This is a genomic window from Pseudomonas sp. GW456-E7, assembly GCF_059424105.1.
This window is the reverse complement of the sequence record NZ_JBWKZB010000059.1, coordinates 1-19,755: the sequence shown is the minus strand read 5'-3', so window position 1 is coordinate 19,755 and position 19,755 is coordinate 1. Positions and strand designations below refer to the sequence as shown.

Here is a 19,755-nt window from a genome sequence, read left to right as displayed (position 1 = left end):
AAAAAAGCCCCCGTTGCATGGAGCAACGGGGGCTTTTTTCTCACTCAGTGCTGTTCGTCGGGCTTTTTCTTCAGCTTCGGATTCGGGAAGAACTGAACCGCCTGAACCTTGGTGTCCGGGGCTTTGGGTGCGGTGGTGTTGACCCGTGTACCTAACTCCTTGGGCACCGACAGCCCCTGCTCATTGAGGGTGTCGGAGTAACCACAGGCCACGCACTCTCGGTGCGGGACCTGGTCTTCGTTCCACATCATCAACTTGTCCGGCTCGCTGCATGCCGGACAGACCGCCCCGGCGATAAAGCGTTTTTTCGTAATCACAGGTCCCTCACTCATGCTGCCGCGTCCTCACTCAGGCCGCTGTGGCGCAAGAGTGCGTCAATCGAGGGCTCACGGCCACGGAAGTCGACGAACAGCACCATCGGCTCCTGGGAACCGCCACGGGCCAGGATCGCTTCGCGGAAGGCACGACCGGTGTCGGCGTTGAGCACGCCTTCTTCTTCGAACTTCGAGAACGCATCGGCCGAGAGCACTTCAGCCCATTTGTAGCTGTAGTAACCCGCGGCATAACCGCCGGCGAAGATGTGCGCAAAGCTGTTGGGGAAGCGGTTGTAGGCCGGCGGACGCATCACCGAGACCTCGTCGCGCACGCCTTCGAGCACTTGCAGCACGCTGCGGCCGTCGCCATGGGTCGCGTGCAGTTCGAAGTCGAACAGCGAGAACTCCAGTTGGCGGACCATCATCAAGCCGGACTGGAAGTTTTTCGCCGCGAGCATTTTTCCGAGCAAGTCCTGGGGCAGTGGCTCGCCGGTTTCGTAATGACCGGAAATCAGCGCCAGGCCTTCCGGCTCCCAGCACCAGTTTTCCATGAACTGACTTGGCAGTTCGACGGCATCCCAGGCCACACCGTTGATGCCGGATACGCCAGCATGCTCGACGCGGGTCAGCAGGTGATGCAGGCCGTGACCGAACTCATGGAACAGGGTGGTGACTTCATCGTGGGTCAGCAGCGCAGGTTTACCGCTGTCAGCCGGGGTGAAGTTGCACACCAGGTTCGCCACCGGGCTTTGCAGCACGCCGCCAGCCGTGCGGCGACGGTCGCGGGCGCCATCCATCCAGGCACCACCGCGCTTGTTGGCGCGAGCGTAGAGGTCGAAGAAGAAGCGGCCGACGTGCTGGCCGTTTTCCTTGATTTCGAACAGGCGCACATCCGGGTGCCAGGTGTCGAAGCCTTTGAGCTCGGCAATCTCGATGCCATACAGGCGCTGGACGATGGCGAACAGGCCACTGAGCACCTTGTCGATCGGGAAGTAGGCACGCAGGGCTTCCTGAGCCACGCTGTAACGTTGTTCACGAAGTTTTTCGCCGTAGAAACCGCTGTCCCAGCTCTGCAGGTCCGGGCAACCTTGCTCGGCCGCATAGGCCTTGAGCTGTTCCAGATCCTGGGCGGCGAACGGCTTGCTGCGCTTGGCCAGGTCGCGCAGGAAGCTCAGGACCTGATCGCTGGATTCGGCCATTTTGGTCGCCAGGCTCAGTTCGGAGAAACTGCTGAAACCCAACAGCTTTGCCAACTCCTGGCGCAGGTCGAGGATCTCTTCCATGACCGGGCCGTTGTCGTTCTGGCCGGCATTCGGCCCCTGGTCCGACGCACGGGTGCAGTAAGCCGCGTAGACTTCTTCGCGCAGTGCGCGGTCCTGGGCGTAGGTCATCACCGCGTAATAGCTCGGGAATTCCAGGGTGATCAGCCAGCCGTCCAGGTCCTTGGCCTGTGCCGCGGCAGCCATTTGCGCCTTGGCCGAATCGGTCAGGCCGGCGAGGGCGGCCTCATCAGTGACGTGTTTGGTCCACGCCTGAGTGGCATCGAGCAACTGGTTGGAGAAACGGCTGCCCAGTTCCGACAGCTTGCTCTGCACTTCGGCGTAACGTTTCTGCTCGGCTTCCGGCAGGTCGATACCCGACAGACGGAAGTCACGCAGGGAGTGTTCCAGGATAGTTTTCTGCGCCACGTCGAAACCGGCGGCTTCGGGACTGCTGGCCAGGGCTTCGAAGGCCTGGAACAGCTCGCGGTTCTGGCCCATTTCGGTGGAATAGGCGCTCAAGGCAGGCAGGCACGACTCGTAGGCTTCACGCAGTTCGGCGCTGTTGCACACGGCATTGAGGTGGCTGACCGGGCTCCAGGCGGCACCCAGGCGGTCGTTGAGTTCGTCCATCGCCAGCACCAGGCCGGCCCACGTTGGCTGCTTGGCCTGAGTCTTGAGGATCTCGACGATGGCGGCGCGGTTGTCAGCCAGGATCTGTTCAATGGCCGGTTGTACGTGTTCGGCGCGGATGGCGGAGAACGGCGGCAGGTCATAGGACTGCAAAAGAGGGTTGTTCACGCTCACGGTTGATACCTTGGCTGGAGAAACATGCAGCCATCTTAATTACAATCGACGTTCACCGCAGCTATCAGCAACAGAGAGAAACCCTATCGTGAACCTTCGCAAGTATCAGAACCACACGCCGCGGTTGGGTAAAGGCGCTTTTGTCGATGGCTCGGCGGTGGTGATCGGCGACGTCGAAATCGGCGAAGACAGCTCGGTCTGGCCGCTGACGGTGATCCGTGGCGACATGCACCGCATCCGCATCGGCGCGCGCACCAGCGTGCAGGATGGTTGTGTGTTGCACATCACCCACGCCGGTCCGTTCAACCCTGATGGCTTTCCGTTGCTGATCGGCGATGACGTGACCATTGCCCACAAGGTCATGCTGCATGGCTGTTCGGTGGGCAGCCGGGTGTTGATCGGCATGGGCAGCATCGTCATGGACGGCGCCGTGGTCGACGATGACGTGATCATCGGCGCCGGCAGCCTGGTGCCACCGGGCAAGCACCTGCAAAGCGGCTTCCTGTATGTGGGCAGCCCGGTGAAGCAGATCCGCCCGCTGACGGACAAGGAACGCGCCTTTTTCACCTACAGCGCGGCGAACTACGTGAAGCTCAAGGACCTGCATCTGGCCGAAGGCTACGACCAGCTTTGACCCGGCCCCCTCATTCAGGACTCAACATGCATTACCAAACCGTTTTGTTCGACCTCGATGGCACCCTGACCGACCCGCGCGAGGGCATTACCCGTTCGATCCAGTTCGCCCTGGGCAAACTGGGTATCGATGAACCGGATCTGGGCAAACTCGAACACTTCATCGGCCCACCACTGTTGCAGGCCTTCATGCAGTTCTACGACTTCGATGAAGCCAGGGCGTGGGAGGCGGTGAATTTCTACCGCGAACGCTTCAAGGTCACCGGACTCTACGAAAACCGTGTGTTCGACGGCGTCACGCCGCTACTGGAAACCCTGAGCGGACAAGGCCGGCAGCTGTACATCGCGACCTCGAAACCCTGGGTGTTCGCCCGTGAAATCGCCCGGCATTTCGATTTTGCCAGGCACTTCAAGGTGATTTACGGCAGCGAACTGGATGGCACCCGGACCAACAAGGTCGAACTGATCGCTCACCTGATGGCCGAAGAAAACCTGGACCCGGCCAATACCCTGATGATCGGCGACCGCAAGCACGACCTCATCGGCGCGCGCAGCAACGGCCTGGATGCGGCAGCGGTGGGTTACGGGTTCGGCAGCCACGAAGAACTGAGCGCCGAAGCGCCGGCGTATCACTTTGAAACGCTGGCTGAGTTGCATCAGGCGTTTTTACGCTGATACGACGTCTCCCTGTAGGAGCGAGCCTGCTCGCGATGGTCGTGAACGATAACGCTGGAAGCCTGACGCCCCGCGGCGCTCTCAGGTTTTTCGCGAGCAGGCTCGCTCCTACAAAGGAATTGCGCAGGCCTTCATGGCCGTGGTGGCGGCGCCAGTTTCTGTCCCTGCTCCGCCGCCCAGCTCACCACCTGCGTGGTCAACTGATCATTCGCCTGACCGAACCCGACCACCACCGCCGGGACCTGCACATTGCTCAACGGCTGGTGCACTTCGAACCGGCGACTGGCGAGGATGCGCTGGTCGTAGCTGCGCACCAGCAATGCATCCAGACGCACGACCACGCTGGCATTCGGACCCTGGTATTCAGTCTGGAACGCCTGCAGGCTGCCGCCCAATTCAAGATCGGTCTGGAAAATGCTGTCATCGGTGCTCAGCAGTATCACCCGTCCGTCATGCTGGAAACCTTGCAGCAGGCGATTGCGCACCAGCACCGGCGCCGGGTCGCTCCAGCGCGAACCCTTGTAGTGGCTGATCACGTCGCCCTGAGGAATGACTGCAATGTTCGGACTGTTCAACGCTTCACTGGACTGGAACTTGGTCAGGCGCAGCGACCAGTGCTGTGGCGTGCCATGGCTGGCCGGCGTGCTGCTCTGGGCTGAGGGCAATCGATAGACCTCGAAAAGCTCTGGCTTGGGCAGGATCGAGCACGAGCCGATCAGCGTGAAGCCAGCGAGGAGGGCGATCCGAATCAGCTTCATGGCGTGAATTCCTTGGTCTTGTCACTGCCCAGCAGGTAACCGCTGGGGTCGGCCTCCAGACGTTTGGTAATGACGCGCAACGAGGACAGGGTTTCGCGCATCTCACGCACGGCCGGGCCCAGGCCATTGAGGCCTTGCATGCCGCTGTTGAGCGAATCCTGATTGGCGCTGATCAGTTTGTTGAGGGTCGCACTGCTTTCCTGCAGCGACTTCATCGCCTGCTCGGCGCTGCCCAGCGCTTCCTTGCCATGCTCGTTGAGCAGCCCGTTGGCGTTACGCATCAGCGTTGTGGTCTGCTCCAGCATGTTGTTGGCCTGCTTGCCCACCGAAGCCAGTTGCTGCATGGCCTGGCGGATATCGCCGCGCTGATCGGCAATGGTTCCGGTGGTTTGCTCCAGATGCTCCAGGGTGTTGCTGATGCGCGCGATGTTTTCCGTGGAGAACATCAGGTTGGCGTTATGCATCAGCGTGTTCACCCCGGCCATCAGGTCTTCGCTGTCATTGAGCAGGCGGGCGATGGGCGAGGGCGAGGCGACAATGGTCGGCAGGTTGCCGTCCTTGCCCTTGAGCGTCGGGCTCTGTGGCGTGCCGCCGCTGAGCTGGATGATCGAGGTCCCGGTGACGCCGGTCAGGGCCAGTTTAGCCTGGGTGTCTTCCTTGACCGGGGTATCGCCGGCCAGGCGGATTCGCGCCAACACCCGGCGCGGGTCTTTCGGGTCCAGGCGCAGCGAGATCACATCGCCGACCTTGATCCCGCTGTATTGCACCGAACTGCCCTTGGACAAACCGCTGACCGCCTCGTTGAATACGACCTCGTAGTCCTTGAACTCGGTGTCGACACTGGACTTGGCCAGCCACAGGCCGAACAACAGGGCGGCCGTCACCACAATCACGGTGAACAGGCCGATCAATACATGATGGGCTCGGGTTTCCATGTCAGACCTCGTTGAGCTGTTGGGCGGCTGTCAACGCCGCGCGGCCGCGAGGGCCATGGAAGTATTCGTGAATCCACGGATCGTTGGTTTCCGAGACCTTGTCGATGGCGTCCGCCACCAGCACCTTTTTTTGCGCCAGCACCGCCACACGGTCGGTGATGGTGTAGAGCGTGTCGAGGTCGTGGGTCACCAGAAAGACACTCAGGCCCAGGGCATCGCGCAGGGTCAGGATCAATTGGTCGAACGCGGCAGCACCGATCGGGTCGAGACCGGCGGTGGGCTCGTCGAGAAACAGGATGTCCGGGTCCAGCGCCAATGCCCGGGCCAGTGCGGCACGCTTGATCATGCCGCCGGACAGCGACGCGGGGTACTTCTCCGCCGCCGACAGTGGCAACCCGGCCAAGGCCATTTTCACCGCCGCCAGATGCTCGGCGTCGTTGCGGCTCAAGCCGGCGTGCTCGATCAGCGGCAGGGCAACGTTCTCGGTCACGGTCAGCGAAGAGAACAGCGCGCCTTTCTGGAACAGCACACCGAATCGCCGCTCCACCAGCGAGCGCTCGTGCTCCGGCAAGGTTGGCAGGTTCTTGCCGAAGACTTTCACCACCCCGTCACTGGGCTGGCGCAGCCCGACAATGCTGCGCAGCAGCACCGACTTGCCGCTGCCGGAGCCGCCGACCACGGCGAGGATTTCACCCTTGTACAAATCCAGGTCGAGGTTCTCGTGCACGCTCTGGGAGCCAAAGCGATTGCACAGCCCACGCACTTCAATCACCGCCTCGGAGGGCGCTCGGGGTACACGACTCACCAACCCATCTCCATGAAAAACATCGCGGCGATCGCATCCATCACGATCACCACGAAAATCGACTGCACCACACTCGACGTGGTGTGCGCACCCACAGACTCGGCGCTGCCACTGACCTTGAAACCTTCGAGGCAACCAATCGCGGCGATCAGGAAGGCGAACACCGGTGCTTTGACGATCCCCACCAGAAAGTGCTGAACGCCGATGTCCGATTGCAACAGCGAGATGAACATCGCCGGCGAAATATCCAGCTTCACCGCGCAGACCACCGCACCGCCGATAATCCCCGAGAGCATCGCCAGAAAAGTCAGCATCGGCAGGGCGATCAGCAACGCCAGGACCCGCGGCACCACCAGCAACTCCACGGGGTCGAGGCCCAGGGTGCGGATGGCGTCGATTTCCTCGTTGGCCTTCATCGAACCGATTTGCGCCGTGAACGCACTGGCGGTGCGCCCGGCCATCAGGATTGCGGTCAGCAGCACACCGAATTCACGCAGGAAGGCAAATCCCACCAGGTCTACGGTGAAGACCGTAGCACCGAAGGTGGCCAGCACCGTCGACCCGAGGAACGCCACCACGGCGCCCACCAGAAAAGTCAGCAACGCAACGATGGGCGCGGCGTCGAGACCGGTCTGTTCGATGTGGGCAATCATCGGCGTGACGCGCCAGCGCTTGGGACGGAACAGGCCGCGGACGATGGTTTCGATGATCAAGCCAACGAAACCCAGCAGTTGCAGGGTGTCCTGCCAGACGGCGTCCACCGCCCGACCAATGCGGGTCAGCAACTGAATGGAAACGCTGACTTCCGGTTCCTTGATCGGTACGCAGAAATCGGTCAACGAACAGTAGACGGTTTGCAGCAACGCCCGATCGGCGGCGGAGAGTGTGCAATCAGGATGTTCGGCGGAGCGACCGAGGCGCTCGGAGCCGAGCAGCTCGACCAACAGCGAGGCGCCGGCGGTGTCGAGGGCGCCGAGACCATTGAGGTCGATGGGGGTGTTGGCGTCGTACTGGCCGTGGAGTTTTTCGCTCAACAGCTTGAGGTCAGCGTAATGGGCGAGCGTCCAGTCGCCCGTCACCCGCAACCGTGCTGGGGTGAGCGACGTGTCCAACTGGGCATTGCCGGCCATCGTGCTGCTGATCATAAGCTCCTTGCTTGTCCAGTGATTAGGCAGCTCTACGTAATAGCACGAACCGCACTACTTTTCTTTGATCGCTGTGCTGTCCGTGACCTTGAAACGCAGCACGCCGATGACCTGGCCATCTTCGGTCAGCACCCGGACCTGCCATTTGCCGGCCGGGTTGCCCGGGAAATTCTGCTTGTGGGTCCAGGCCCGGTAACCTTCCTTGCGCCCGCCACGAATATCCAGAGGGATGCGGTCGACCTCTTTGCCGTTGAACTGCCAGACGTGATAAATCCGCTCGTCCAGGCCACGCGGGGCATTGATCGCGGTGTAGGCATAAAGCCCGCCATTGCGGATCTGCTCGGCGCTGACTTCGTCGAGGCTGGCGCCAGGCGTGCGGTCCTGCATTTGCGTACTGATGGCCACGTCGGTCATCCACAGCGTCGCCGGTGGCACCCACGAGCGCAGCTCCCACCCGACGGCGCCAATGCCCAGCGTGATACTCAAAATCGCCAGCGCACTGCGCAGGGTACGAATCGGGAAGATCGACGCCAGGCTCGGGAACGACAGCAGCACCGAGATACCCAGCGCCCATTTGAAACTTTGCGCGGTGGTCAGGTGCATGATCACCGGCAACGCGGTGAGCAACGCGGCGAACAGGGTCAGGGTGTGCAGGGCCAGAAACGCCCAGCGCCGTGGCGCCAGCCACTTGTAGTACAGCGGGTCGATGATAGAAATCAGTGCCGCGACGCCCAGCAGCCCGGTGAAAAACAACTGGCCGCTGTTCCACGTCGTGGTGATGAAGAAGAACGGCAGGACAAAGAACAGGCTTTCCTGATGGATCATCTGCGTTGCGTAACGCAGCAAGGGTTCCGGGATTTCGCGCTTGAAAATGCGCGTGAACAACTTGGTCAGGCTGTTCTCCAGCATCAGCCAGATCCAGCTGATCAGCATGATGGTGGTGATCCAGCTCGCCAGGCCTTGCTGGCGATCGACCAGGATGAAACTGCCTACCCCGGAGATGAAACCGGCAAGCGCAATGACCCCGGGGTAGCGCTTCATCAATTCGAGGATGCGCTGTACGAAACGGGTCAGGTTCTGCATTCGGCGGGTTCACAGTTGTTGTAGGAAAAAACCTCGACAGAGTACCGCTGGTGTGGCGCTGTGGCGAGGGTTCACGGTCAGTGACACCACGCCACCTGTGGGAGCGAGCTTGCTCGCGATGGCGGCGCATCAGTCAACTTTGATGTTGAATGACATGGCCTCATCGTCGGAACGCCGCCCGGAGCAAGCTCGCTCCCACAGGGGGATTGTGTTTCCCACAAGGAGTTTTCTTGCCAAACAGAATAGTTACTTCCTGCGATGCAAACGCCAGCCCACCAGCATCAACACGATCAAGCCCACCCCACCGACCACCAGCCACATCAACTGGTCATAGCTGAACAACGGCTTCTCGATCCGTAAATACCCCGGCTGCAACAGCAGTTCACGCACCGCCTTGTTCGCCTCTTCCAGCGTCACCCCCTGCAGCTCCCTGGCCGGATTGGTGAAACGACCGTCCTCATAGTCGCCGATGGCACTCCAGTAGTAGTCGGCCAACGCACTGTTGCCTTGTACGGCCCAGGCCTGGCGGGCGATCGCGGCCTGCTTCAGGCGGTTGAAGGTTTCAGCATTGAGGCCGTCCCTGAGCAGTCCGGCCTTCAAGTCATCGAGCACTTGTTCGGCCTCGGGCACGTCGTCGCGTTCAAGGTCGGCATTGAGGCTCATGAAACCCACGCCGCCGAACACTTCGCGTTCCGCCCACGGGCCGTAGGACAAACCATGAGCCAGGCGCAGCTGGCGATAGAGCGCCCAATCCAGATAGTCCTTGAGTAAATCGAAGGTTTGGTCGTGCCCATCTTCCAGCACCGGCTCCGGCACCGACCAGTGCAACTTGGCGCCGTTACCGACCAGACCTTGGGTCAAGGTGCGCTCATGGGCGGCGCTGGCCTGGATTTGCGGCAGCGGCGGATGCTCGCCGGGGGTGATCGCTTCCAGCGTGCCATACGCCCGCTCCAGATAGGCTGGCAGCAACTTGTCGAGGTCGCCGACCACGATCAGGGTCATGTTGTTCGGCGCATACCAGTCCTTGCGCACCTGCTCCAGTTGTTCACGGGTCAGGTCATCGACTTGCGCACGCTCCGGGCATTTGAGGCCCAACTCGACGGCCAGTTGGTTGCTGGCCGTGTGGCCGAGGTCCTGACGATCGAGCCAGCGTTGCAGATGCGAGTAGTGACCACCGTCTTCACGCTCGACCACCTGCTTGGCCGCGTTGATGGCGCTGTCGTCGAAGCGGGTCTGGGTCAGCAACGCCAGCAACAGGTCGAGTACCTTACGCTGGTTTTTCGCCGGGGCCTCGATGACGAAAGTCGTATCGGCATTGCTGGTGAAGGCATTCCACTCACCGCCCAAGGCCTGCATGCGCTCCTCCAGGCCACCTTCGCCACTGGCGTCGATGCCGCTGAAGAGCAGGTGTTCCAGCAGATGCGGCAGTTCCTTTTCTTCACAGCCGAAATCATCCAGGCCAACGCCGACCACCAACCGGATTGCCACATGCCCGCGATCAGTGCCGGGTTTGAGCAGCAACTGCAAGCCATTGCGCAGCGTGTAGCCCTCGACCTGAAAGCGATCCAGGGCGAATGACGGGAGTGAACCAAGCAACAGGCAGGCGAACAACAGACAACGCATAACAAGCTTCCATACGACCAGCGTAAGTTCAACAGACTTCAGGCAACTGTGGACGTTCAGGGTGAATGAGTGATGTCGCTCAAATCGTCGACCACCAGCGCACCGGTGTCCGACGTTTCCAGCACCACGTAGGCACTGCTGCAAAACAGCGAATTCAAACGCTTCATGTCGGCGATCAGCTCCAGGTGCAACGAGCTGGTTTCAATACTTTGCACGATTTTACGGTGTAAACGGCTGACATGAGCGTGGGCCAGGCGCCGTTCCTGTGCGCGGAAACGACGTTTTTCACGCACCAGTTGGCGCGCACTTTCCGGGTCGCCACTGAGAAACACTGACATCCCGAGCCGCAGGCTGGAAATCAACTGGGTGTGCAGTCCGGTCAGTTCGTCCAGCCCGACTTCGGAAAACGATCGGCGCTGCGAGGTTTTCTGCTGCTGAATCTTGCGCAGCATGCGTTCGATCAAGTCGCTGGAGAGCTTCAGGTTGATTGCCAGCTCAATGATTTCCGCCCAGCGCCGGCTGTCCTGATCGCTGAGGTCTTCCCGGGGCATTTGCGCCAGGTACAACTTGATCGCGCTGTAGAGCGCTTCGACATCGTCGCTCAGGCGGCGGACTTCCTGGGTGACGGCGGTTTGCTTGCCACGCAACACGTCAAGCATGGCTTCGAGCATGTTGTCGATCAGGTCGCCCATGCGCAAGGTTTCCCGAGCCGCGTTGGCCAGCGCCAGACCAGGTGTGACCAATGCCGTGGGGTCAAGATGCCGGGGCTTGGCCGTGCCGTTGGCCAGCGGGCGCTCCGGCAGCACCCAGGCGCAAAACCTGGCCATCGGTTTGAGGCTGGGCAGCAGGATCAGGCAGCGCACGGTGTTGTAGAGCAGGTGAAAGCCAATGACCATTTCCTGAGGGCTGAAATCCAGGCCATCGAGCCAGTGAACCAGCGGGTCGAGCACCGGAATGATCAATAAAAGACCAATCAGTTTGTACAGCAGACTGCCCAGCGCCACTTGGCGACCGGCGGCGTTCTGCATGCTGGTGCTGAGGAAGGCGAGTATGCCGCTGCCGATATTGGCGCCGATCACCAGCCCGATGGCCACCGGCAGGCTGATCACGTTGGCACCCGCCAGGGTCGCGGTCAGCAGCACGGCGGCCAGGCTGGAATAGGAAATCATCGCGAACAGTGCCCCGACCAGGGCATCGAGCAGGATGTCGCCGGTGAGCGAGGCAAAAATCACCTTCACCCCTTTGGCATGGGTAATCGGATGCGCCGCCTCGACAATCAGCTGCAGCGCCAGAATGATCAACCCCAAGCCAATGGCGACACGGCCCAACTGCCCGAGCCGGGTCTGTTTGCGCGACAGAAAGAAAATCACCCCGACAAAAATCAGCAATGGCGACAGCCACGACAGATCGAACGTCAGCACCCGTGCCATCAGCGCCGTACCGACGTCCGCACCCAGCATGGTGGCCAGCGCCGGGGTCAGCGCCATCAGGCCCTGGCCGACAAAGGAGGTGACGAGCATGGCAGTGGCGTTGCTGCTCTGGACCATCGCCGTCACGGCGATCCCGGACGCGAAAGCCAGCCAGCGGTTGGCCATGTTATGGCTGATGACATGGCGCAAATTGGTGCCGTAGACCCGCAGAATGCCGGTTCGGACGATGTGCGTACCCCAGATCAGCAGGGCCACGGCGGAAAGCAAATTGAGCAGGGTGAGCATAATGACCCCCTGTGGTGTAGCGCTCCAAAGGAGCAAGTTAACGGTGCCGCGCGACGTTCTACGTTCTGTACTTAAGCTGTAGTTGGCTAACGGTCTGCGCGCCAGCATCGCACAGCCAAAGAAGGGTTTGAAACAAAACTGTCATGAAAACGGCGATCTTCCAGCCACACAAAGCACTGTGGGAGCGAGCTTGCTCCGGGCGGCGTTCCGACGATGAGGCCATCAGATCCAACATCGATGTTGACTGACGGACCGCCATCGCGAGCAAGCTCGCTCCCACAGGTTTTGCGTATTTAGCGCTACCGGGTTACTGGCCCGGAATGTCCTTGCGCAGTTTTACCGGATCCTGCTGTTTCTTCTTTTTCGCGATGGCCGTGCGCATCTTGATGTTGATCGCTTCCACCGCCAGCGAGAACGCCATGGCGAAGTAGACGTAGCCTTTAGGAATATGCATATCCAGGGATTCGGCAATCAGCACGGTACCGACGATCAACAGGAACGACAGCGCCAGCATCTTCAGCGACGGGTGCTTGTCGATGAACTCGCTGATGGTGCCGGAAGCCCACATCATCACCAACACCGCCACGATGATCGCCGCGACCATGACCGGTACGTGGGAGACCATGCCGACCGCGGTGATGACCGAGTCCAGCGAGAACACGATGTCGATGATCGCGATCTGGATGATGGTGTAGAGGAAGTTGCCGCCCTTGCCCGAAGGCGCTTCGTTGGTTTCGTCTTCACCTTCCAGCGCGTGGTACATCTCTTGCGAGCTCTTCCACAACAGGAACAGACCACCGAAGAACAGGATCAGGTCGCGTCCGGAGATGCCCTGGCCGAACACGACGAACAGGTCGGCGGTGAGGCGCATGACCCAGGTGATCGACAGAAGCAGCAGGATTCGCGTGATCATGGCCAGCGCCAGACCGAAAATCCGGGTGCGCGCCTGCATGTGTTTGGGCATGCGGCTGACCAGGATCGAAATCATGATGATGTTATCGATGCCCAGGACGATTTCCAGGGCGGTCAGGGTAAAGAAGGCAACCCAGATTTCAGGGTTGGTCAGCCATTCCATGTGTATTCCTTTGAGCGATTGTTAAACCACAAAGGGTCCGGGCTTCAAACAGCGAAGCCTGGTCCCGAAGTGGTGAGTCTTGGGCTTATAGAGTGCTGAACATCGGGAAAGTCCCCAACAGCAGTGCAGCAATCAGTATGCAGATACAAACCAGCACTGCCCACTTCAGGGTGAAGCGCTGGTGGTCACCGAAATCGATACCGGCCAGGGCCACCAACAGATAGGTCGATGGAACCAGCGGGCTCAACAGGTGGACGGGCTGACCGACGATCGAGGCACGTGCCATTTCCACCGCGGTTATACCGTAGTGACTGGCGGCTTCGGCAAGTACCGGTAACACGCCGTAATAAAATGCATCGTTCGACATGAAGAAGGTGAACGGCATGCTTACCAGCGCCGTGATCACCGCCAGGTACGGGCCGAGGAAATCCGGAATCACCGACAACAGGCTTTTCGACATGGCATCGACCATGCCGGTGCCCGACAGGATACCGGTGAAGATGCCGGCCGCAAAGATCAGCCCGACCACGGCCAGTACGCTACCGGCGTGAGCCGCGACGCGATCCTTCTGCTGTTGCAGGCAAGGATAGTTGACGATCATGGCGATACTGAACGCCACCATGAACAATACCGGCAACGGCAGCAAGCCGGCGATCAGGGTGCACATCAGGCCCAGTGTCAGGGCGCCGTTGAACCAGATCAGTTTCGGACGACGGGCATCCGGGAACTGCGAAACACTGATTTCGCTGTGGTCGACTTCATCGCCCACCAGGTGCAGCTCACCCAGGCGCGCACGTTCACGCTTGCCGTAGAAGTAAGCGATGGCCAGGATCGCCACCACACCGGCCAGCATCGCCGGGATCATCGGGACGAAAATAGCCGACGGGTCCACGTGCAGTGCGCTGGCGGCACGGGCGGTCGGACCGCCCCATGGGGTCATGTTCATCACGCCACCGGCGAGGATGATCAGGCCGGCCATGATCCGCGGGCTCATGCCGATGCGGCTGTAGAGCGGCAGCATGGCGGCCACGCAGATCATGTAGGTGGTCGCGCCGTCACCATCGAGGGAAACGACCAGCGCCAGTACAGCGGTGCCGACCGAAACTTTCAGCGGGTCGCCCTTGACCATTTTGAGGATCTTGCGCACGGCCGGATCGAACAGGCCGGAGTCGATCATCAGGGCGAAATACAAAATAGCGAACATCAGCATCACGCCGGTCGGCGCGAGCTTGGTGATGCCTTCGAGCATCATCGGGCCGATTTTGGGGCCGAAGCCGCCGAACAGGGCGAAGATGATTGGAATGAGGATCAGGGCGATCAGCGCAGACAGGCGCTTGGTCATGATCAGGAACATGAACGTGATGACCATGGCGAAGCCAAGGAAAGTCAGCATGGGAGTACTCCAGGCGTAGCGCGGCTAGGGAATGGGCGGATCGGGCGGGATCAGCGCAGAACGGGAAGCACGAGATGTACGGAGGGAGGCACAGCGAAGTGGCGGGTAGAAGAGGACATCAGAATCACCATTGTTGTTGTTAAATGGGCCTTTCGAGCAATCGAACACTCGCATTGGCCACCGGTCTTTTGCCGGTAGTGGCGGCGATCCTAATCGGGGAAGCTTTCAGCCAGCTTTCGCAGTTGAAAGCTTTGACCGGATGCACGACCGGTCGTCGGACGGGGGCAGGGAGGTGAGCCGGGTTACGGCCTTCGCGAGCAAGCCCGCTCCCACACTGGATCTGTGTCGTACACAAAGCCAATGTGGGAGCGGGCTTGCTCGCGAAGGCGTCAGTCATAACGCAGCAGGAGGAATGTCATGAACAATGTTCACACCGGCGGTTGCCACTGCGGGCAGCTGCGCTATCAATTCAGCGGGCCACTGCACGATATCGTCCACTGTCATTGTTCGATTTGCCGACGGGTCAGCGGCGGCATCGTGACCACCTGGATCACCGTGCCGGCATCCGCCTTTCAATGGCTGGCCGGGACGCCGTCGCGGTACGACTCTTCATCCACCTGCGCGCGTTATTTCTGCGGTCACTGCGGGGCGCAGCTGGCGGTGGTAACGCACCTGAGCCCGGACAGCATCGACCTGACCATCGCCACCCTCGACCACCCCGAGCAGGCACCGGCGCAGCGGCACATCTGGACCGACAGCCGCTTGCCATGGCTGCATCTGGACGAACACTTGCCCGGCGAAGCCGAAGAAACACTCTGATCAAAAAATAGACAGGTCCAGCGGTCGAATCGCACCCATCCAGATCGCATGCTCGGTGTGGTCGCGCAGATCGTCGCCGGTGTCCGGGTGTAGAAACACCACCAGGCCCTTGCGATTGAGCGCCAGCCACGGCAGCACGTCGCCCAGCACCTGCGGCGCGAACGCCAACTGGCAGCTCCAGTCCGGGTGCGGGCCGACCGGGCGCTCGTGCACACGGCCCATTTTCACTGGAAACAATTGCGCCGCCTGCTCACACAGGGCCCGCGCCTGCCCGATCGAGTCGGCATCGAAGTAAACATGGGCGTGATAGCCCGTGATCTGCTGCATTGCAATCCCTCTGAAAGCTGTTCGAACCCTCACCCTTTCCTGCGGGTCACACGTCATATAGACGCTGGGAAAAGGGTTCAGCCATGAAAAATGCCGAAACCCCCGTTGTGAAAGTGGTGCTTTATGGTGCCATGAGTAGCCTGGGCAGCGCGCTGATGGCTGAAATGCTACGGCGCCAGCATGAGGTGATCGCGATTCTCGATGACCTCAATGCGCTGGCACCCCGTCCGGGGCTGCGCACCAAGACGGGCGACCTGTTCGACGCGCAACGGGTCAAGCAGAGTGTGGCCGGCAGCTCCGTGGTCATCTGTTTACTGGACGCTCCAGGCTTACCGTTCAACAGCGAACACGTGGAAAAAACCATCGTGCCGGGTCCGGTCGAGCAAGTGCTGGCAGTCGACGCCTTGATTGAAGGCCTGCAGGGGGCAGGCGTTGCCCGGCTGTTTCTGGTGGGAGATTTCGCGGTGCTGGACGAGCCGGAGCTCGAGGACAGCCTGCAACGTCACGCCGCAGAGGAAATCCGCGAGGCACTGCAAAGCAGTCCTTTGCAGTGGACGCTGGTTAACGAACCGCGCGGGGTACCGGGGCTGACCATCGAACATTTCGCCAAACCCGGCGGCAACCTCGAACCGGGGCTGGCCGAACCGCTCGGGCGATTGGCCCGCACCGCCGTGGGCATTGCCGATGAATTGCACCTGAAACTGCACATCGGCGAGCACGTCAGTTTCATCGCGACCTCGGAACCTTGAAAGATCGCAGCCTTCGGCAGCTCCTACAGCGATCTTTTAACGCTCAAACCGCAATCGAAGGAAACGCCAAACCCGTCAACGACTCCGCGCTGCCCGCCTGTTCAGCCATCAACCAATCTACAAACTGCTGGATCAACACCCCGCGCCGTTTACGCTGGGGCAAAACCACGTAATAGCCCAGCCGGGACATCACCGTTTCGCCGATCGGTCGGCACAACAGCCCTTGCGCCAGCAAGTTATCCACAAGGTGGCGCCAGCCGATGGCCACGCCCTGACCACCAATCGCCGCCTGAATCAGCAAGGTGTAGTTGTCAAAACGCAGTTGACCGGGCGCCGGGGGCGAGGTGATGCCCAATTCGCGGAATACACCGCTCCAGTCGAACCAGTTACTGCTGTTTTCCCCACGCAGATGCAGCAACGGAAACTCGAGCAATGCTTTGGAGGGCAAGGGCAGGGAACGCTCACCCAGCAACTGCGGGCTGCACACCGGAAACACTTCCTCACTGAACAGCCAATGGCTTTCACCCTGCTTGAAGCGGCCATCGCCGAACAGTACCGCCACATCGATATCGGTACGTAGCATGTTATGGCTGCGTTCACTGGTGACCAGGCTGACATCCACCTGCGGGTTGGCCGCGTGAAAGCGGTGCAGACGCGGCATCAACCAATAGGCGGCGAAGGCAAAATCCGTGGCCACCTGCAGCACCTCATGCTGTTGCTGGGTACTGATTGCGCTCAATCCTGCGTCGATATTCTGCAATCCGAGCTGAACCTGCTGAAAAAGTATCAGCCCGGCTTCAGTCAGCTCGATACCGCGATAAATGCGATCGAACAATCGAGTCGCCAGTTGTTCTTCAAGGCGCTTGATCTGCTGACTGATGGCCGGCTGCGTGGTGCCGAGTTCAACCGCCGCCGCGGTAAAGCTGCGCTGACGGGCTGCCGCTTCGAAAGCACGAAGCAGATCCAGTGACAGGTCACCAAGGGCGTCATACATAAGCTGTGCTTATCCTAGTCATTGCCGTGTATGGGCTTTACCGCAAAGAGCTTGGGTTTCATTCTCGAAGCCAGCACTCTCGCATAAACATCCACTATGGAATGCCGCGATCACATGAAGCGCAAGAACATTCTTTTCATCATGGCCGATCAAATGGCCGCGCCAATGTTGCCGTTCTACGGTCCATCGCCCATCAAGCTGCCCAATCTCAGCCGCCTCGCCGCACAAGGCGTGGTGTTCGACTCGGCTTATTGCAACAGCCCACTGTGTGCACCGTCGCGTTTCACCCTGGTCAGCGGTCAGTTGCCGAGCAAGATCGGCGCCTACGACAACGCTGCCGATTTCCCCGCCGACGTACCGACCTATGCCCATTACTTACGCCGCCTCGGCTATCGCACCGCCCTGTCGGGCAAGATGCATTTCTGCGGGCCGGACCAGTTGCACGGCTACGAAGAGCGCCTGACCAGTGACATCTACCCGGCCGACTACGGCTGGGCAGTGAACTGGGATGAGCCGGACGTGCGGCCGACCTGGTACCACAACATGTCATCGGTTCTGCAAGCCGGACCGTGCGTGCGCACCAACCAGCTGGATTTCGACGAAGAGGTGGTGTTCAAGGCCCAGCAGTACCTGTTTGATCACATCCGTGAGGATGGCGATCAGCCGTTTTGCCTGACCGTGTCGATGACTCACCCACACGATCCGTACACGATTCCCAAGGCTTTCTGGGATTTGTACGACGATGCCGATATCCCGCTGCCTACAACCCCGGACCCGCATGACCTCGACCCGCACTCGCAGCGTTTGCTCAAGGTCTATGACCTGTGGGACAAGCCACTGCCTGTGGATAAGATTCGCGATGCCCGCCGTGCCTATTTCGGCGCGTGCAGCTATATCGACAGCAACGTCGGCAAACTCCTGCAAACCCTCGAGGATACAGGGCTGATCGATGACACCATCATCGTGTTTTCCGGTGACCACGGTGACATGCTCGGCGAACGCGGCCTCTGGTACAAAATGCACTGGTATGAAATGGCCGCACGGGTGCCGCTGCTGATCAGCGCACCGGGGCAGTTTGGCGCTGGCCGGGTCAGCGCCAGTGTTTCCACGGCGGACCTGTTGCCGACATTCGTCGAACTGGCCGGCGGCTCGCTGGAAGCGGGCTTGCCGCTGGATGGCCGTTCGTTGGTGCCGCACCTGCAAGGGCAGGGTGGTCACGATGAAGTGTTCGGCGAATACATGGCCGAAGGCACCATCAGCCCGCTGATGATGATCCGCCGCGGTGCCTATAAATTCATCTACAGCGAAGACGACCCTTGTCTGCTCTTCGACGTACACAATGACCCTCACGAACTGGAAGAACTCAGCCATTCGCCGCAACATCGCCAGCTGTTCGACGATTTTCTCGTTGAGGCGCGGGCGAAATGGAATATTCCGGCCATCCACCAGCAGGTGCTCGCCAGCCAGCGGCGCCGGCGTTTCGTGGCCGAGGCGTTGACCCTCGGCAAGCTGAAGAGCTGGGATCACCAGCCGCTGGTAGACGCCAGTCAGCAATACATGCGCAACCACATCGACCTCGACGATCTGGAACGTAAAGCACGTTATCCACAACCCTGCCAAAACCAATAATGTTAAGGGGAAGTCCATGCAAAGGTTATCCACAGTACTGACGGTCGGGCTCCTGGCTCTGGGCAGTGCATCGGCGTTTGCCGATCAGAGTTGCGAGACCGTGAAGATGGCCGATCCGGGTTGGAGCGACATCGCCGCGACCAATGCCATCACCGGGTTCCTGCTGGACGGCATGGGCTACAAGGCCAAGGTCGACACCCTCGCGGTGCCGATCACTTTTGGCGGGCTCAAGGATGGCCAGGTCGATGTGTTCCTGGGTAACTGGATGCCGGCCCAACAGGGTTTCTATGACAAATTCGTCGCCAACGGCGATGTCACGCAACTGGCGAAGAACCTCGACGGCACCGAATTCACCCTCGCCGTTCCGGATTACGTATGGAACGCAGGTGTGCATAACTTTGCCGACCTGAACAAATACGCCGACAAGTTCGACCGCAAGATCTACGGCATCGGCTCCGGTGCACCGGCGAACATCTCGCTGCAAGAGATCATCAAGAAAAACGATTTCGACATGGGCCAGTGGAAACTGGTTGAGTCCAGCGAGCAGGCCATGCTTGCAGAAGTGTCCCGCGCGGTGAAAAAGCAGAAATTCGTGACCTTCCTCGGCTGGACCCCGCACCCGATGAACGTGCAGCTGAAAATGCATTACCTCAAGGGCGGCGAGAAGTACTTCGGTGACACCGGCAGCGTGCACACACTGACCCGCAAAGGTTATGCACAGGCCTGCCCGAACGTCGGCAAGCTGCTGACCAACCTGAGCTTCACCCAGGACATGGAAAACAGCATCATGGCCGAGGTGGTGAACAACAAGGTCAGTAACGCCGACGCCGCCAAGGCGTGGATCAAGGCCAACCCCGCGGTGTTGGACAAGTGGCTTGATGGAGTGAAGACCGTGGATGGGAAGGATGCGTTGCCCGCAGTGAAAGCCAAGTTGTAACCAATACTTGTGGGAGCGGGCTTGCTCGCGAAGGCGGTGGATCAGTCGACATTAATGTTGTCTGACCCACCGCCTTCGCG

General features: G+C 60.4%; 19 protein-coding genes and 1 pseudogene. 7 read left to right on the top strand and 13 right to left on the bottom strand.

Annotated elements, in window-relative coordinates; all coding sequences use genetic code 11:
- Window positions 1-44: 44 nt before the first annotated feature.
- On the bottom strand, window positions 45-332 hold the full coding sequence (locus AC07YV_RS26585) for a YheV family putative zinc ribbon protein (protein ID WP_007969831.1): 288 nt from the start codon (window positions 330-332) through the stop codon (window positions 45-47).
- A complete protein-coding gene (prlC, locus tag AC07YV_RS26580; RefSeq protein ID WP_007969832.1) occupies window positions 329-2,380 on the bottom strand; it encodes an oligopeptidase A in 2,052 nt (683 codons plus the stop codon). Before prlC ends, AC07YV_RS26585 begins: the two co-directional genes overlap by 4 nt.
- Window positions 2,381-2,468: 88 nt before the next feature.
- Here prlC and AC07YV_RS26575 point away from each other — a divergent pair, with 88 nt between their 5' ends.
- The 3 genes and pseudogenes from AC07YV_RS26575 to AC07YV_RS26565 form a co-directional block, all read left to right on the top strand.
- The gene (locus tag AC07YV_RS26575) at window positions 2,469-3,014 is read left to right on the top strand and encodes a gamma carbonic anhydrase family protein (RefSeq protein ID WP_102702126.1); all 546 of its coding nucleotides are present in this window, start codon (window positions 2,469-2,471) and stop codon (window positions 3,012-3,014) included.
- 26 nt (window positions 3,015-3,040) lie between these two features.
- A complete protein-coding gene (locus AC07YV_RS26570) occupies window positions 3,041-3,688 on the top strand; it encodes an HAD family hydrolase (RefSeq protein WP_102702127.1) in 648 nt (215 codons plus the stop codon).
- A 35-nt stretch (window positions 3,689-3,723) separates the two neighbouring features.
- Window positions 3,724-3,801, top strand: a pseudogene (locus tag AC07YV_RS26565) (outer membrane lipoprotein carrier protein LolA); the annotation flags it as partial.
- Between the two features lie 18 nt (window positions 3,802-3,819).
- On the opposite strand, the gene AC07YV_RS26560 reads toward AC07YV_RS26565, so the two are convergent.
- The 9 genes from AC07YV_RS26560 to AC07YV_RS26520 all read right to left on the bottom strand — a co-directional run bounded on the left by AC07YV_RS26560 (window position 3,820) and on the right by AC07YV_RS26520 (window position 14,220).
- Window positions 3,820-4,446, bottom strand: a complete 627-nt coding sequence (locus tag AC07YV_RS26560; protein WP_102702128.1) for an ABC-type transport auxiliary lipoprotein family protein — start codon at window positions 4,444-4,446, stop codon at window positions 3,820-3,822.
- Complete coding sequence (locus AC07YV_RS26555; protein ID WP_102702129.1) at window positions 4,443-5,381, bottom strand: MlaD family protein; 939 nt, start codon at window positions 5,379-5,381, stop codon at window positions 4,443-4,445. Before AC07YV_RS26555 ends, AC07YV_RS26560 begins: the two co-directional genes overlap by 4 nt.
- 1 nt (window position 5,382) lies before the next feature.
- Complete coding sequence (locus tag AC07YV_RS26550; protein WP_102702130.1) at window positions 5,383-6,186, bottom strand: ABC transporter ATP-binding protein; 804 nt, start codon at window positions 6,184-6,186, stop codon at window positions 5,383-5,385.
- Window positions 6,183-7,331, bottom strand: a complete 1,149-nt coding sequence (locus AC07YV_RS26545) for an ABC transporter permease (protein ID WP_102702131.1) — start codon at window positions 7,329-7,331, stop codon at window positions 6,183-6,185. The genes AC07YV_RS26550 and AC07YV_RS26545 overlap by 4 nt, the downstream gene beginning before the upstream one ends.
- Before the next feature lie 54 nt (window positions 7,332-7,385).
- Window positions 7,386-8,414, bottom strand: a complete 1,029-nt coding sequence (locus AC07YV_RS26540) for a DUF5924 family protein (RefSeq protein WP_007969841.1) — start codon at window positions 8,412-8,414, stop codon at window positions 7,386-7,388.
- Between the two features lie 246 nt (window positions 8,415-8,660).
- Entirely contained in the window at window positions 8,661-10,037 is a 1,377-nt protein-coding gene (locus AC07YV_RS26535) for a M16 family metallopeptidase (RefSeq protein WP_102702132.1), read from the bottom strand.
- 56 nt (window positions 10,038-10,093) lie between these two features.
- A complete protein-coding gene (locus AC07YV_RS26530) occupies window positions 10,094-11,752 on the bottom strand; it encodes a Na/Pi cotransporter family protein (protein ID WP_102702133.1) in 1,659 nt (552 codons plus the stop codon).
- A gap of 307 nt (window positions 11,753-12,059) precedes the next feature.
- Window positions 12,060-12,827: a TerC family protein gene (locus AC07YV_RS26525; protein ID WP_102702134.1), complete on the bottom strand. Its 768-nt coding sequence runs from the start codon at window positions 12,825-12,827 to the stop codon at window positions 12,060-12,062.
- A gap of 85 nt (window positions 12,828-12,912) precedes the next feature.
- Complete coding sequence (locus tag AC07YV_RS26520) at window positions 12,913-14,220, bottom strand: CitMHS family transporter (RefSeq protein WP_007969845.1); 1,308 nt, start codon at window positions 14,218-14,220, stop codon at window positions 12,913-12,915.
- A gap of 417 nt (window positions 14,221-14,637) precedes the next feature.
- Here AC07YV_RS26520 and AC07YV_RS26515 point away from each other — a divergent pair, with 417 nt between their 5' ends.
- Entirely contained in the window at window positions 14,638-15,039 is a 402-nt protein-coding gene (locus AC07YV_RS26515) for a GFA family protein (protein WP_015092871.1), read from the top strand.
- On the opposite strand, the gene AC07YV_RS26510 is transcribed toward AC07YV_RS26515, so the two are convergent.
- On the bottom strand, window positions 15,040-15,366 hold the full coding sequence (locus AC07YV_RS26510; RefSeq protein ID WP_102702135.1) for a DOPA 4,5-dioxygenase family protein: 327 nt from the start codon (window positions 15,364-15,366) through the stop codon (window positions 15,040-15,042). It lies immediately after the preceding gene.
- Between the two features lie 83 nt (window positions 15,367-15,449).
- Here AC07YV_RS26510 and AC07YV_RS26505 point away from each other — a divergent pair, with 83 nt between their 5' ends.
- On the top strand, window positions 15,450-16,115 hold the full coding sequence (locus AC07YV_RS26505) for an NAD(P)-dependent oxidoreductase (protein WP_007969850.1): 666 nt from the start codon (window positions 15,450-15,452) through the stop codon (window positions 16,113-16,115).
- A gap of 43 nt (window positions 16,116-16,158) precedes the next feature.
- On the opposite strand, the gene AC07YV_RS26500 is transcribed toward AC07YV_RS26505, so the two are convergent.
- Window positions 16,159-17,109 (bottom strand): choline sulfate utilization transcriptional regulator, encoded by a 951-nt coding sequence (locus AC07YV_RS26500; protein WP_102702136.1) that lies wholly within the window; start codon window positions 17,107-17,109, stop codon window positions 16,159-16,161.
- Window positions 17,110-17,223: 114 nt separating this feature from the next.
- On the opposite strand from AC07YV_RS26500, the gene betC reads away from it, so the two are divergent.
- Both betC and choX read left to right on the top strand, forming a co-directional pair.
- Entirely contained in the window at window positions 17,224-18,738 is a 1,515-nt protein-coding gene (gene betC / locus AC07YV_RS26495; protein ID WP_102702137.1) for a choline-sulfatase, read from the top strand.
- Between the two features lie 16 nt (window positions 18,739-18,754).
- Window positions 18,755-19,675, top strand: coding sequence for a choline ABC transporter substrate-binding protein (gene choX / locus AC07YV_RS26490; RefSeq protein ID WP_095967887.1), 921 nt, complete (start codon window positions 18,755-18,757; stop codon window positions 19,673-19,675).
- The last annotated feature ends 80 nt before the right edge of the window (window positions 19,676-19,755 follow it).